This is a genomic window from Gallaecimonas kandeliae (assembly GCF_030450055.1).
GTDB classification, from domain to species: Bacteria; Pseudomonadota; Gammaproteobacteria; order Enterobacterales; family Gallaecimonadaceae; genus Gallaecimonas; species Gallaecimonas kandeliae.
Map to the genome: position 1 here is coordinate 1,094,255 of NZ_CP118480.1, position 14,070 is coordinate 1,108,324.

The window sequence follows — 14,070 nt, forward strand, 5'->3', positions numbered from 1 at the left end:
CTTTTTCCCTACGAGAGTGGAGCGCGACGTGAAAAAGTCATTATTGCTGCTGAGCCTCGCCAGTTGCCTGGCCGTGGCCGAACCGGCCTGGGTTACCCAGAGCAACCAGTATGCCCAGCCGGTGCTGGAAGAGATGGCCAAGTACAACCCCGAGATGGGTTCCTTCCTGGGCCTGGAAGCCTATGACGACAAGGTGGTGGACCTTGGCAAGGGCGTCTATGAGCGCTCCCGCAAGGGCAGCGAGGCCGTGCTGGCCAAGCTCAAGGCCGAACTGGCCAAGGAGAAAGACCCCAGGGTCAAGCAGGATCTGGGCATCATGGTCGAGACCGTCGAGCGCAACCTGGCCTCCGGCAAGCTGCAACATGACGAAGTGCTGCCCTTCTACAACGTCGGCGAGAGCGTCTTCAGCGGCCTGCAGAGCCTGCTCGACGAGCGCAACAGCGCCGAGCGCAAGGCCAAGGCCGTGGCTCGCCTGCGCGCCTACGCCGGCCTGGACGGCCACGACAGCCTGGTCAGCGAGGCCGAGGCCCGCACCGAGGAGCGCCTCGGCGACCAGAAACTGATCGGCCCCTACAAGCCGGAAGTGGAGCAGGCCCTGGCCAACAGCCCCCGCTTCCTGGCCGGCATCAAGCAGCTGTTCGAGGCCAACAAGCTCGACGGCTGGCAGCAAGCCTACGACCAGCTCGCCAAGCAGCTCACCGGCTACGACGCCTGGGTCAAGAGCACCATCATGCCTCGCGCCCGCACCAGCAACGTAATGCCCGAAGCGCTCTATAGCGACGCCCTCAAGAACTACGGCGTCATGATGCCGCCCCGCGAACTGATGGAGCGGGCCCTGTTCGGCTTCGCCGAGATCCGTGACGAGATGCAGTCCCTGGCGACCCAGATCGCCAAGAAAGAAGGCTTCAAGAACGACGACTACCGCGACGTCATCCGTGAGCTGAAAAAACGCCAGGTCACAGGCAAGGCCATACTGCCCTTCTACAAGAAGCGCCTGGCCGACATCGAGGAAATGGTGCGCGACCACCACATCGTCACCTTGCCCGAGCGCAAGGCCAGCATCCGCCTGGCGTCCGAGGCCGAATCCGCCTCCCAGCCGGCGCCGCACATGAACCCGCCGCGCCTCATCGGCAACAAGGGGGAATATGGCGAGTTCGTGCTGCCCCTCAACGACCCCAACGCCAAGGGCCATCTGGACGACTTCACCAACGAAGCCTTCTCCTGGACCCTGACGGTCCATGAGGCCCGCCCCGGCCACGAGCTGCAGTTCGCCAAGATGGTGGAAAACGGCGTCTCCCAGGCCCGCGGCATCTTCGCCTTCAACAGCGCCAACGTCGAAGGTTGGGCCCTCTATTCTGAGGCCATCATGAAGCAGTACCTGCCTCTCGACGGCCAGCTGTTCTCCTTGCAGGCCCGCCTGCAGCGCGCCGCCCGCGCCTTTCTGGACCCCATGCTGAACCTCGGCATGATCAGTCCCGAAGACGCCCGCAAGGTGCTGACCGACGAAGTGGTGCTGTCCGCCCCCTTCGCCGCCCAGGAAGTGGACCGCTATACCTTCCGCGCCCCCGGGCAGGCCACCAGCTACTACTACGGCTACATGAAGCTGCGTGAACTGCGGGCCCAGGTGGAGCTGAAGCTCAAGGACAAGTTCAACCAGCAGGCTTACCATGACTTCATCCTGTCCCAAGGTTTGTTGCCGCCCGACTTGCTTGAGAAGGCGGTGATGGAAGAGTTTGTTCCCAAATACCTGTGAGTTTTGCCCTGACGGGCGCCTTACCACAAAAGACCCGGCGTTGGCCGGGTTTTTTGTGGGCCGCTTTCAAGCTGCGGTGCTCGGTGGTCGCTTGGATTTGGCAGATAGGGTTTTGGTTATTTACCAAAGGCTTTCATGGAGTTAGTCTGAGGTTGACAGTGAGTCACAGGATGCACTGTTCAGAATGACCGGTTACAAATCAGGACTGATTTGAGAGGGACAAGACAGCTCAGGATGAGAACAGGGAAGGTGAGGCCCGTGAACTCAGGGGCGGTAGCGTGTCTTGAATGTGCCCTCTGGTCGCTTGCCGTTGTACATGGGGCCTGAGCTGAGAGCCGTCCATGGCGGCTCATTCCGGCTCGCCCATCCAGGGGCTCGCGCGAAGCAGCATGAAAGAAACGCTTTCATTTCGAGCTTCGCCCTGCGGGCACGGGTTTTTGTTTGCCGGTTCCCGCACCGGCGGGCGGGTTCCTTTCTTGCTTGGCCAAAGAAAGGAACCGAAAGAAGGCCACCCTAGCGTTACGCTCGATCTTCGCCTCTGGTCGCTTGCCGCTGACCGCTGCGTACGGTTCCCGACGCGTCCTTCGCTCGCTCGACATCCCTGTCTCGCGTCAGCTCACGCTCCCGGCGGCTCAGCGCTCCACTGAAAGGGGCCCCAAGAGCCCTATTTCAGCAGATCCGGCAGTAACGACAGTCTCACCAGCTTCGTTCAGGGTTTTGGATGGGCATACAGTATGAACGGAGTTTGGCCTCGGGCTGTGCGCACTATCTCCCCAGTCGGTGCGCGTTTTTACACCTCGGACCAGGGGTAAGTGGTTAATATAGAAGCTGTTATAGTGATCCGATGAGTAGATAGGTGAGTCAGGGATGGAATGATAACGCGCATGCTCGCTTTCATCCCTGGACATATTATGGCAGTAGTGAAATATATTGGGAGAACAGTGTCTTACATGAATTTAAAGGCACTGGTCTAATGTCACAAAGCGAGCGTGCGCACTATTACGCTGTTAAGTGTGTGAATCAATGCGTCAAGAACTAGCAGTTGTTTTTAGTCCAATAATTGCGCTCATTGCCACCGGTCCTATAGTTCTGCTTGGTGATGGGCGAGCACAGTATGGTTTTGCAATAATTATTGCGGCGCTTTTGCCGTTGTTTTTCTCCTTGCTGATGGTTCCGGTACATTTGGCATTAGTTAAATTCACCAACGCTACACTGGTTGCGTATTCAATCAGCGGAATTCTTTTGGGCATATTGGGTGCAGCACTATGTTTGGCAGGTGGGGGAGGGGCTATTGCTAGTACTTTCTCCTTTTTTTGGCCAAGTACAAGCTTCATAGTTTTTAAGCTTCTTCTAGGTTTTCGTCATGGTTGGAATCGTGCAATCACTTAACAAAGCCATCAAACACGCGCAGTTCCTGCGCTGGACCTCGCTGTCGCTCGGCCGTTTATGGCAGCGTTAAGTGTGTGAATCAATGCGTCAAGAACTAGCAGTTGTTTTTAGTCCAATAATTGCGCTCATTGCCACCGGTCCTATAGTTCTGCTTGGTGATGGGCGAGCACAGTATGGTTTTGCAATAATTATTGCGGCGCTTTTGCCGTTGTTTTTCTCCTTGCTGATGGTTCCGGTACATTTGGCATTAGTTAAATTCACCAACGCTACACTGGTTGCGTATTCAATCAGCGGAATTCTTTTGGGCATATTGGGTGCAGCACTATGTTTGGCAGGTGGGGGAGGGGCTATTGCTAGTACTTTCTCCTTTTTTTGGCCAAGTACAAGCTTCATAGTTTTTAAGCTTCTTCTAGGTTTTCGTCATGGTTGGAATCGTGCAATCACTTAACAAAGCCATCAAACACGCGCAGTTCCTGCGCTGGACCTCGCTGTCGCTCGGCCGTTTATGGCAGCGTTAGGTTTAAAAACTATGAAAGATCCGTGGGAAAACAGGACTAAACCAAACATAGCGCACATAACTTCTTTATTTGAAAATGAAGTGCTGGGAGCATTCTTGGCGGGCCATCTGGTTCTTGAGTCAGTGTTGGTATTAATGCTAGAAACGACACCCAATGAGTCCGATAAAGGTGGGTATTTCGATTGGAGCTTTTACAGAAAAATTAATGCTGCTGAAGCAAGAGGTCTAATTCATAACGGAATGGCGTGTTTTCTCCATGAGGTAAATGGAATAAGAAACCGGTTGGCACACAAATTAGATACACCAATTTCATTTGATGAAGCCTTTCTTCTTGCTCAGAAGGCAGCCGCTGGCGGTGTAGATTTTTCTGATGACACGATTCATTCTGATCGTAAGAATTCAGAAGAATGGTATGGAATTCATGGAATAGTCCAAGAAGTTTTCCAAAATGCTTCTCAGGATTTGCTCTTCTTGCTAGAAGATGATGGTCATATAACGAACTTCGTGTCTGCCAATGAAACCTAACAAATCAATCAACTGCGCGCTGGACCTCACCCGCTTTAACGGACACGCATCACCCACTCACCGAGAGGAAGTCGATGCCCGCTTACAAGACCGGAAAACGGACCCAGCAGTACAGCCTTGAGTTCAAGGTCAAGGCCGTGCTGTGGAGCCATGAGCCCCATCGCAGCGTCAAGGACGTGGCCGAGGCGCTGGACATTCACCCCTTCATGTTGTCTCGTTGGCGCAAGGAATTTCGTGAAGGTAAGTACGGCATGGCCAGCAAGACCCCCAAGCCCGAGGGCAAGCTCAAAGAGCAGGATGAAGTCAAACAGCTCAAGAAGCGCATTGCCGAACTGGAGATGGAGAACGACATCCTAAAAAAGTGGCAACGTTTCCAGGCGGAGGAACGGCGCAACGGTATCGCTTCATCCAGCGGCACCAAGGGCAAATCTCGGTAAAGGCACTGTGCGCCAGGCTGAAGGTGTCGCGCAGCGGCTACTACGACTGGCTCAAACGCCAACCGAGCCAACGCCAGCAGCAGGACCAGGCCTTACTGGTCGATGTCCGCCGCCTGTTTGCGCAGGCCAAGTCACGCTATAGCAGCCCTAAAATCCATCGCGCCCTGCGCCTGGAAGGCATCCGAGTTGGCGTAAAACGGGTGGTGAGGTTGATGCGTGAAGCTGGCCTCAAGGCCCGTGTTGAACGGGTTTACCGGCGCATGAATAAGCGCCGTGCCGAGCTGAAAGTGCTGCCCAATCATCGTCTGGACATGGCCAAGCCAAGTGGCGCCAACCAGCAATGGTCCAGCGACGTCACCTACATCCGCTTTGGCCGTCGGCATGTGTTTCTGGCCGTAATAGTGGACCTGTGGTCACGGAAAATCGTCGGCTGGGCACTGCATGAAACCCTCAATGCCGAACTGACCACAGTGGCGCTCTACAAAGCGTTAAAGCAGCGCAAGCCCAAACCAGAGCTGATATTGCACACCGACCGAGGCGTGGAGTTCCGGGCCAAAGCCATGCAGAAATGGCTGACGAAATACGGCATACGCCACAGCATGAATCGCCCAGGGCAATGTACGGATAATGCGGAAGTGGAGTCGTTCTTCAAGACGCTAAAAGCCGAACTGATCCACGACAGCCACTTCGGTACTGTCGATTCACTACGCCAGCAGGTTGGCCATTACATCCAGCATTTTTACAACAAGGTGCGGCTGCACAGTAGCCTCGATTACGTATCGCCGATACAGTACGAGCAAGCCGCTTAACAACAACGCGTGTCCGTTTTACCGGGTGAACATCACGCCTTCGGCGCCGGACAGCTTACACTGCGCTTCGCTCCGTTTCAGCTGCCGGTTATTGAGGCGTTAGGGTTATTATGATCCGAAGAATTCAATATATTGTTTACATCATACTTATATTTGGGGTTGGCGAAGCGATGGCTCAGGAAGAATCAAGAATCGACGTAAATCAAGCGGTTGAAAATCCAGCTTTAGTTTCTGCGATGGATCGTGTCGCTCGCGAAGGTTCAGATGAAGCCAAAGATGAACTTCTAAAACAGCTTTTGCAGGCAAATTACCTAGCTGCAATGTTTACTGATGGCCTAAAGGTATCGTCCGATGACGGAAATCAGCAAACAATAGAAAAAGGCAGCACCTTTGGAGTTTTATCTGCCGAGAGCGCAGGTAAAAATTACTTGGTTTTATTCACAGATTGGAAGGCTTTAGGTCAATACACAGATCAAAAAGTCTCCGGGTGGATATTACCCAGCAGAGATGTATGGTCATTCGCGCTTCAGGGCAATACATATGATGGCGTTGTAATTAACCCTGCACATAATGCGCTTCCACTAGAGCGCCCAATGCTCGAGTATCTATCACATCATGCAAGCCAGCTACCCTAACAAGTCAATCAACTTCGCGCCTTCGGCGCCGGACGTAGCAAAGCTGCGCCGGTTATTGAGGCGTTAGTGCTCAAGGAAGCCCATGGAATATTGCTACGTCAAATTTAAGCCAAAGGAAGAAGAATCATTAAATAGGCTCATAAGCTTCTTTGAATTGTTAAAGCAAGAAAAAGATTCTTCAGAAGAGCCAAATGAAGAGAAACTTAGTGCGTTTCTTTCAGTAGAGGAAAAAAGTCATTTCTGGAGCCCGTCGGAAGAAGAGCAAAAAGAATGGCAAAACTTTTGGTCATCGACTTCAGTAGAAGTTCGCATTTCTCCAAAAATGCCTCTGCCTCCTTGGGATCTGGAGTCAATGTATGAGGCTTTTTGGAACGGAGACTACGATCTAATTTCTATTTCCAAAGAAAGTGAAGACTATCATCTGAACTTTTACCCTCATGGCTACCCTTATGGCGGCACTGATTCTATGGTTGCACTAGTCAAGTGTTTTGGCCATTCAATCGTGGGCATAGATGATGGCACGGGATACGCAGAGTATGTGGATTGGAAAGTAAAATGGGTTCCTGGAATGAAATACCCGTATATTCCGCCAAAAGAAGAAAGTAAAAAACAAGCACCTAGCAATAAGCCATGGTGGAAGCTTTGGTAGCGCAAAGCACTAACAAGTTGCTGCACGCGGACACATACTGCTACGCTCGTTTTTGTGTGTGTCGCTGGCGCTCCATTTTCACACAAAAGCGCTCTCCGCTGTATGTGCAGGCGAGCAAGGCGTTAGGCTAAATCATGAATTTTCGAAGTGTATTTCTTACACTCTTGATGCTGTATGCAATCTCGTTACCTGCGAACGCAAAGGATTTACCGAGAATTTCAGGTATTTACAGCAACCTCGAATATAATGAGGAGGGCGGTGATTTTTTAGGCATGGAAGTTTTTATTTTCCCAAGTGGTGGCGAGGGAGCTTACAAGGCTCTTGTACAAATTGCAGAAGGTGGATTTCCATTTTCAGCATTGGTGAGTGTCAAAGTAGCAGGGTTACAGGTTGAATTTACTCTTCCAAAAGGTGGTGAATATTCTGGCGTTCATTTTTCTGGAAGTATCCGAAAAAATGAGCTTATTCTTCTTGAAAATCAAGGCTCTAAAGAGCATTTAAAGCGTGGGAAAAGTTATTGGCAATAAGCCTAACAAGTTTGTCAAACACCGCTTGGACCTCACCCGCTTTAACGGACACGCATCACTCACTCACCGAGAGGAAGTCGATGCCTGCCTACAAGACCGGAAAACGGACCCAGCAGTACAGCCTGGAGTTCAAGAAGAAAGCCGTGCTGTGGAGCCATGAGCCCCACCGCAGCGTCAAGGAAGTGGCCGAGGCGCTGGACATTCCCACTTTCATGTACGGCATTCACCACAGCATGGACCGCACAGGACAATGCACGGATAATGCGGAAGTGGAATCGTTCTTCAAGACGCTAAAAGCCGAACTGATCCACGATAGCCAGTTCAGCACTATCGATTTACTGCGCCAACAGGTTGGCCATTACATCCAGCATTTTTAAAACAAAGTGGGGCTGCGCAGTAGTCTTGATTACGTATCTCCGATACAGTACGAGCAAGCCGCTTAATAACAAAGCGAGTCTGTTTTATCGGGTGAGCATCACTTTGCACACTGCAGGGGCAGAGCTTAGAATTGGATTTTCCAGGCTGTTTTCCTATTCTCATCTGCTATTCATGGGCAAAAACTGCAAAGAAATTCTGCCGGCGTAAGAGTGAAATTGGATAGTTTGGAGATGGATGTCTTGTTGCTTATAATTTCTTTTCACTAACGCTACTTTTTATAAATAAAAATGGTAGCTTAAAATTTATTTCTCTAGAAATTTATGAGAACAACTTTATTATTTGGAAATGAACTATCAGTATTTCTTTTAAATAACCTCTTGGAGTTGGTTGAAGACAATGCCAGAAAATAACGGTGTTAATTTTGGTGGAGAAAATCTGACTGTATTTATTAGAGAAGAAGAGCCTACTCTTAACGAGATCATTCCTAAACTATCTAGTACACAATTAAAAAGAATTAAACATCGAGCTCTTAACGGAAGTAGAGATGAAAAGAGAGATTACTTTATTCTCAAAATTCAATCTGCAAAGAACCGTTCCATCATTAGAAAATGCATTCACAATCTTTGCAAGATCTCACTCTCAGGTGATCCAATTGCTGCGCATTACTTAGTCAATTACTACGACGCCATAAAAGAATATGGAAGCGCATTTCGCTGGTGTAAGCATGCAGCCGATCTTGGTCATCTCGATGCTTTATGTGACCTTGGCTATAAATATCAATATGGTGAGGGATGTGAACTCGATTACTCAAAAGCATTAGAATTTACATCCATGTCAGCAGAGGCGGGAAATACTCAAGCCATACATAACCTTGCTGTCATGTATGATGAAGGGGTAATTGTAGATAAAGATGTCGATAGGGCCGTTTTACTCTATCGAAATGCTTCTAGAAAAGGACATCCTGTAAGTAAATATAATCTTGCAATGACTATTCAGTCTAATCCTGAGCGGTTTGGAAGCCCAGAAGAGGCATTTTCTCTATATTCAGAATCAGCACAAAAAAACTACAAATTAGCCATCCGTGCGGTTGCCTATTGCTATACAGCTGGTTATGGAGTTTCCGTTGATCATAAGAAAGCCTTAGATTGGACAAAAAAGAGGGATAGAAGAGGGATATGCAAATTGTATCACGGACTTGGCGCTCTTTCATTATTTTGGAGTATTGGTAGAAAAAAGTGAGGAAATGGCGAAGAAGCTGTTACTTGAAGCCATTGGTGCAGGAAGTCATTTCGCATTCATGCCTTTATTTATGCTTTTTTCTCCAATAACGTTGGATATTCTTGATGACGAAACCTTTTTTGAAGTGGCAAAAGAATTATCTGAAATTTGGAAGGTTAAGTCTGCGATGTCCCAATTGGCTATTGCTTACAAATTTGGAATCGGAACTACGCCAGATGAGATCAAGGCTGAGTGCTGGCTGGAAAAGTCAGTTACAGACCAAGGTCTTACTGGATTCCTAGTGAAAGAAATTCTTCGAGATGAGCAAGGCTCAAAACTAAAAAGAGAAGATTTTTTTACTCTTTTACTAAATCTTATCTCTCTTTCAAAGTGAGTTGACGCTATAAAAGAAACACATCTTGTCACGGACTCAGACGCCCTAGAAGGAGTTGCGCATTTCACGTCATCATCGGCTCTTGATAGCATATTGGGAATTGACTGTCAGAATAGTAATCACCTCCGTCTGTACAACGTGGCTTACATGAATGACCCTGAGGAAGGTTTGAGATTATTCAATACTTCTACAGCGCTGAGCAAGTTCTATTTAAATCCAAAGAATGATCTAACGTTCATTAAATCAAATGGTCTGGAGTACTCCGTCTATGCATCATCCTTCACACTAAAAATAGACAGGCTAGATCTCTGGAGAGCGTATGGTGGAGATGGCAGCGGCTATTGTTTAGTCACGCCATTGAAGGCTTTTAACCAGGACGTGAAAACTGCACATCGCTCATTCCTACCATCAAATTATGTGGAAAGGGCGGAAGATGCTGGGAACAATGCTCTTTCTGATTTGACGGAAATACTTTTGAAAAATAAGGTCTCACCATTTGGATTTTCACTATACAAGATTAAATATTCTGATGAGGAGGTGAATGCTACTTCGATAAAATTAGAAGGTTCGCTTTCTCCTCTTGTCGACTTCAAAATGAAAAAAACTGATTTATCACCGCTTGTGGATAGAGTTGTGACAATGATGACGGCTGAACTCTTACATTTATACAAAAATAAAGAGTACGCTTCAGAGGCAGAGGCAAGGATTCTTAAAATTCTCCCCATAGATTCAGATGAGTTAAATTTAGATGCTTCTAATCCACCGAAGCTATTTAATAAAAGTAATTCTGTTCTTTTTGAGATTCCTCAATCGTCTGTGGTGGTTGGTCCAAAAGTATCAGACAAAACGGCTGCTGTACTACACATAAAACATCGCCTCGCAAAAAAGGGACTTCTACGTCATTCGAATGTGCTAATTAGTGACGTTAAATATAGATAGCGGCATCCTTTTTTAACAGTTGTCTTATGGTAAATAAATGAATAAGTTCGTGATTGCATCTTTGGCTGCGTTCTTGGTTGGCTGCGCCGCTTTGCCAGGAACTGTTGATGAGATCAAAGCGGCTGGGAAGGCCAAGTATGCGTTCTGTTCTGAAAAAAGCTACGATGAAACCGTAAATATAATACAGCGGCAGTTGGGGCGTTGCTATGCTCATGGAATGCAGGAAATTTATGGTGGAACGAGCAATACTTATATTGAGAAACTGAAAACAGCGGAGAATACCATCACCTTGTCATCGGTGGCAGAGGTCAACTGGAGTAGATCCTATCAAATGCGTGTTGATGTCAGTAGCAACGACTCTTGTGCCGCTTTTGTTGAGGCCTACGGAGCGTCAGATCACTGGCTGGATATGACCAAGATTATCCAAAGCTGGATTAAAGGTGAAGATCTGGACAAATGCTAATTCCCTTATTTCTATATAAGAAACTGTAGAGCAACAAAGTAAGCTTATTTATTATGTCCCTTTCTCCTTTTGCCAAGCCGTTATCACCTAACCAGATAAAAAGTTTGGGTGCTAGCCTCCTTATTTTTTCAATCATGTTGATGGTGCTGGGGCATTTCATCGACAGCATCATGGGCAACCTTGCTTGGTTTTTTGCCGTTCCACTAGGACTGCTGGGCTTGTCATTGCTTTTCGGTAATGCCTCGAAACGCAAGGGGCTATTCAGTGCAGGCACTCTTTACTTTCTTGCCGTTGTTTTATTGTTGGGCAGTTTATTAGCTGTTTTTAATGGGGTCTTTAAAGCCTGGAGTGGCCTAGCCTTTGGCTTTGTCATTTTCGGTTTGGCCCGCCAAAGGGACAGGTCAAGGAAAAGCAGTAATTGATAAACGGTTATGCTTTTTTGTGGTTTTAATATTTAAACTTGGATGTTTTTTAAAAATTGGAATTGTGGAAAGCTGGATGCGAAATTTTATTCTGATTGCTCTTGCCTTGTTCTCGGCCGCTGTTGCGGCAGAAGGCATTGCCTCTGAGGGAAAAGCCAGGGCGACCTTGGCTTGGAGCCATGACTGCGACGGTAACAGTTGTTGGCTGGAGAAGATCGTCGACTTCCAAGGAAAAGGTGGCATGAGCAAGGGGGGCGTGGCCGTTTCTTACGACAGAGCCAAGCACCAGCCTGAGTTCATCGCTGTGATAGTGCCTACGGGCGTACCTCAGGATTCCGAAGTTGAAATCAGGTTTATCGATTCGGTCAAGCGCCAGGGTCAGTGGCATCTTGTTCCCATAGGTGACGACTTTCTCGGGCTACCCATCTCCGGCTGCAACAAGGCCTCCTGCCAGGCCCGCGTCCATGCCCAGATCCCTGATGGGCCTGATCTCTTTGAAGAACTCAAGAAGAGAAGCCTGCTTTGGATCATGTTCGAACGTGAAGGCGAGGATGAACCAGAGCGGATAATGGTGCCGCTGTCCGGTCTTGATAATGAGCTGCGCGCTATCCAGTGATGTTCGACTGTGGTAGTTATCTCAAAAATTTTTGGAAATTAAACAGTAAGAGGTTTTCGTGAAAAACTGGCTGATCATATTCCTATCTTTGTTACTCTCCGCTTGTGCTGCGCGCACTTTCGACGTCAATCCTGCCCAACTGGCCGAGAACGGTTCGCAATATGGCGAGGAGGCGACTGTCTATCTTATCCGGGACGATACCTTTGCTCTGTCCATGTGGTCCATCGGAGCCCAGGTGGATGGGGTGGACAAGGGAACATTGCGGCGCGGGCAATATCTGCGAATGCCTGTTGTTGCAGGAAAACATCAGCTAGTTGCGGCCTACCCAGCGGTTTCCGGCATTCGCTCGGTCGGTATCAGAGGCGACTTTGCCGCCAAGCACACCTACTATTTCCTTTACAGCACTGGCGCTGGCGGGGATGCGCCTGTCGGTGGCATATCGATCCAATACGGCTTTACGCAGCTCAGCAAGGCGCAGGCGAAGAAGCTGTTGGACAGTTATGAGGACATGACTGCGGGTAACTAATCCCGAAGGGAGTTGGAGCTGTTTTACTTCAACCAAAAGAAGCCCGGCAATTGCCGGGCTTCTTTCATCTCAAGGCTCAGGCCGTAAAGAGGGGCGCGAAGGAGTTGGCCTGGCGGATCTGGTTCAGCTGGGTGGCGAGATATTCCTGCAGCTTGTCGAAGAGCCAGTTGCCCATGCTGATCCGCTTGACGCCGAGGCGGGCCAGGGTGTCGAAGTCGGGCAGTTCGGGCATGGCCAGCACATTGACGGGCAGGCTTGTGGCCTGGACCAGGGCCTCGATGTCGGCGGCTTGGGTGATGCAGGGGGCGAAGAGGCCGTCGGCGCCGGCTTCCTCATAGAGGCGGGCCCTCTTCAAGGTCTCGGCCAAGGCATCGCTCTGGCCCAGCAGGAAGGGATCGGTGCGGACGTTGATGAAGATCTCGACGCCGTCCTTGGCCAGTTGCCCCTTGAGGACCGAGAGGAAGCCGGCGAAGCGCACGGCGTCGACCAAGGCCCTGGCCGTGCCTACCTTGCTGTCTTCGATGTTGATGCCGACGACCCCGGCCTCGGCCAGGGCCCGGACATGGGCGGCCGTGACCAGGGGATCGGCGCCGTAGCCCGCCTCCATGTCGACGGAGAAGGGCAAGGAACAGTTGGCGGCGATGCGCTGGGCGACATAGCGCATCTCCTCGAAGGGTATCTGCTCGCCGTCCCGGTAGCCCAGCATCCTGGCGATGGCGCCGAAGTTGAGCTGCTCGGCCGTTTTGGCGCTGGCCACGTCCCAGACGTTGCAGATCAGCAAGGGGCTGGCTTGCCGGTGGAGGGCAGTGAAGGCTTTGGCGGTCATGGTCTTTCCCTGATTAGCTGGTGGTTTAGCGGCCATTGTCCGGCCAGGGCAGGGGCGGGAGCCAACGATATAAATTGCCCGGTAAAATAAGCCCTGCTTATACTGCGGTGAAAAAGCGGGGCCCTTATGGACAAGCTCTTCAGGAACATCAAGCTGCTGCGCAGCTTCGAGTGCGCCGCCCGGCACCACAGCTACAGCCAGGCTGCGGCCGAGCTCTATGTCAGCCAGGCCGCCGTCAGCCAGCAGATGCGCCAACTGGAGGCGGCGCTCGGCAGCGCCTTGTTCCTGCGCCAGGGCCGGCAGATGAAGCTGACCCCGGCGGGGGAAAGCCTCTTCATTGCCGTACAGAAGGCGTTTGGCATACTGCAAAAAAGCGTCAGCGACATCCAGGGGCAGGGGGTGGCCAGCCTCACCATCACCTCCACCCAGGCCTTTACCGCCCTCTGGCTGATGCCGAGGCTGCACGCCTTTTCCGAGCGGCATCCGGAGATCAAGGTCAGGGTGAGCGCCTCGCCCCATTTCGAGGATCTCAAGGGCCAGCAGATTGACCTCGCCATCCGCTTCGGCGGCCAGTTGTCGGTGCCGGCCGGCAGCGGCCTGGCCTGCGAGTACTTTGGCGAAGATCCCGTCTATCCCGTCTGCAGTGCCAAGCTGGCCGCCGAAAAGCGCTTCGAGAAACCCGCCGATCTGCTGGACACCTGGCTGGTCAGCCTGGAAAAGCCCGGCTGTTTTGATTGGCCCTCCTGGTTCGAGGCGGCCGGTGTCAGCGGCTTTGAGGAGCACCGCCAATGGACCTATGTCAACAGCACCGACATGGCGCTGAACGCCGTGGCAAACGGCCACGGCTTTACCTTGGCCGCCCGCTACCTGTGTGCCGAGCCGCTGGCGGCGGGCCAACTGGCGATGCCGGTCAAGTTCCCCCACCCGGCGAAGGTGCGGCGTTACCTCGTCTTCGACCCCCAGTCCCCCAAGCTGGAGCAGCTCAAGGTCTTCATGGACTGGCTGAAGGCGCAGCTGCCTTCGCAGCCTTAAAGAAAAAGCCCGGCA

General features: G+C 50.8%; 19 protein-coding genes. 17 read left to right on the top strand and 2 right to left on the bottom strand.

Translation table 11 applies throughout. The features are described from left to right. The first annotated feature begins 28 nt into the window (after window positions 1-28). Window positions 29-1,753 carry a DUF885 domain-containing protein gene (locus tag PVT67_RS05255; protein WP_301498576.1) on the top strand — a complete coding sequence of 575 codons (1,725 nt, stop codon included), beginning with the start codon at window positions 29-31 and terminating at the stop codon, window positions 1,751-1,753. A 1,023-nt stretch (window positions 1,754-2,776) separates the two neighbouring features. Then, a complete protein-coding gene (locus PVT67_RS05260; protein WP_301498579.1) occupies window positions 2,777-3,142 on the top strand; it encodes a hypothetical protein in 366 nt (121 codons plus the stop codon). 87 nt (window positions 3,143-3,229) lie between these two features. On the opposite strand, the gene PVT67_RS05265 is transcribed toward PVT67_RS05260, so the two are convergent. Beyond that, window positions 3,230-3,535, bottom strand: coding sequence for a hypothetical protein (locus PVT67_RS05265; protein WP_301498581.1), 306 nt, complete (start codon window positions 3,533-3,535; stop codon window positions 3,230-3,232). Window positions 3,536-3,647: 112 nt separating this feature from the next. Here PVT67_RS05265 and PVT67_RS05270 point away from each other — a divergent pair, with 112 nt between their 5' ends. The 14 genes from PVT67_RS05270 (at window position 3,648) to PVT67_RS05335 (ending at window position 12,197) form a co-directional block, all read left to right on the top strand. Next, window positions 3,648-4,184, top strand: a complete 537-nt coding sequence (locus tag PVT67_RS05270; RefSeq protein WP_301498584.1) for a hypothetical protein — start codon at window positions 3,648-3,650, stop codon at window positions 4,182-4,184. Between the two features lie 74 nt (window positions 4,185-4,258). Next, on the top strand, window positions 4,259-4,621 hold the full coding sequence (locus PVT67_RS05275; RefSeq protein ID WP_301498586.1) for a transposase: 363 nt from the start codon (window positions 4,259-4,261) through the stop codon (window positions 4,619-4,621). Further along, complete coding sequence (locus PVT67_RS05280) at window positions 4,546-5,430, top strand: IS3 family transposase (protein WP_301498589.1); 885 nt, start codon at window positions 4,546-4,548, stop codon at window positions 5,428-5,430. The genes PVT67_RS05275 and PVT67_RS05280 overlap by 76 nt, the downstream gene beginning before the upstream one ends. Before the next feature lie 110 nt (window positions 5,431-5,540). Continuing rightward, window positions 5,541-6,065 carry an SseB family protein gene (locus tag PVT67_RS05285; protein WP_301498590.1) on the top strand — a complete coding sequence of 175 codons (525 nt, stop codon included), beginning with the start codon at window positions 5,541-5,543 and terminating at the stop codon, window positions 6,063-6,065. Window positions 6,066-6,147: 82 nt separating this feature from the next. Then, window positions 6,148-6,714: a hypothetical protein gene (locus PVT67_RS05290; protein ID WP_301498593.1), complete on the top strand. Its 567-nt coding sequence runs from the start codon at window positions 6,148-6,150 to the stop codon at window positions 6,712-6,714. A gap of 167 nt (window positions 6,715-6,881) precedes the next feature. Further along, a complete protein-coding gene (locus tag PVT67_RS05295) occupies window positions 6,882-7,241 on the top strand; it encodes a hypothetical protein (protein ID WP_301498595.1) in 360 nt (119 codons plus the stop codon). A gap of 80 nt (window positions 7,242-7,321) precedes the next feature. After that, window positions 7,322-7,618: an integrase core domain-containing protein gene (locus PVT67_RS05300; RefSeq protein ID WP_301498597.1), complete on the top strand. Its 297-nt coding sequence runs from the start codon at window positions 7,322-7,324 to the stop codon at window positions 7,616-7,618. Between the two features lie 397 nt (window positions 7,619-8,015). Next, window positions 8,016-8,858 carry a tetratricopeptide repeat protein gene (locus PVT67_RS05305; RefSeq protein ID WP_301498600.1) on the top strand — a complete coding sequence of 281 codons (843 nt, stop codon included), beginning with the start codon at window positions 8,016-8,018 and terminating at the stop codon, window positions 8,856-8,858. Window positions 8,859-8,862: 4 nt separating this feature from the next. After that, window positions 8,863-9,231 carry an SEL1-like repeat protein gene (locus PVT67_RS05310; RefSeq protein ID WP_301498602.1) on the top strand — a complete coding sequence of 123 codons (369 nt, stop codon included), beginning with the start codon at window positions 8,863-8,865 and terminating at the stop codon, window positions 9,229-9,231. A gap of 147 nt (window positions 9,232-9,378) precedes the next feature. After that, complete coding sequence (locus PVT67_RS05315; RefSeq protein ID WP_301498604.1) at window positions 9,379-10,170, top strand: DUF2971 domain-containing protein; 792 nt, start codon at window positions 9,379-9,381, stop codon at window positions 10,168-10,170. Between the two features lie 37 nt (window positions 10,171-10,207). Next, complete coding sequence (locus tag PVT67_RS05320) at window positions 10,208-10,633, top strand: hypothetical protein (RefSeq protein ID WP_301498606.1); 426 nt, start codon at window positions 10,208-10,210, stop codon at window positions 10,631-10,633. 53 nt (window positions 10,634-10,686) lie between these two features. Beyond that, window positions 10,687-11,055 carry a hypothetical protein gene (locus PVT67_RS05325; RefSeq protein WP_301498608.1) on the top strand — a complete coding sequence of 123 codons (369 nt, stop codon included), beginning with the start codon at window positions 10,687-10,689 and terminating at the stop codon, window positions 11,053-11,055. A gap of 76 nt (window positions 11,056-11,131) precedes the next feature. Further along, a complete protein-coding gene (locus PVT67_RS05330; RefSeq protein WP_301498609.1) occupies window positions 11,132-11,671 on the top strand; it encodes a hypothetical protein in 540 nt (179 codons plus the stop codon). A 58-nt stretch (window positions 11,672-11,729) separates the two neighbouring features. Further along, window positions 11,730-12,197, top strand: coding sequence for a hypothetical protein (locus PVT67_RS05335; protein WP_301498611.1), 468 nt, complete (start codon window positions 11,730-11,732; stop codon window positions 12,195-12,197). Window positions 12,198-12,273: 76 nt separating this feature from the next. Here PVT67_RS05335 and PVT67_RS05340 read toward each other — a convergent pair whose 3' ends face one another. Further along, complete coding sequence (locus PVT67_RS05340; RefSeq protein ID WP_301498613.1) at window positions 12,274-13,023, bottom strand: isocitrate lyase/PEP mutase family protein; 750 nt, start codon at window positions 13,021-13,023, stop codon at window positions 12,274-12,276. 126 nt (window positions 13,024-13,149) lie between these two features. Between PVT67_RS05340 and PVT67_RS05345 the strand changes: the two genes are divergently transcribed. Continuing rightward, the gene (locus tag PVT67_RS05345) at window positions 13,150-14,055 is read left to right on the top strand and encodes a LysR substrate-binding domain-containing protein (RefSeq protein WP_301498615.1); all 906 of its coding nucleotides are present in this window, start codon (window positions 13,150-13,152) and stop codon (window positions 14,053-14,055) included. Window positions 14,056-14,070: the final 15 nt, after the last annotated feature.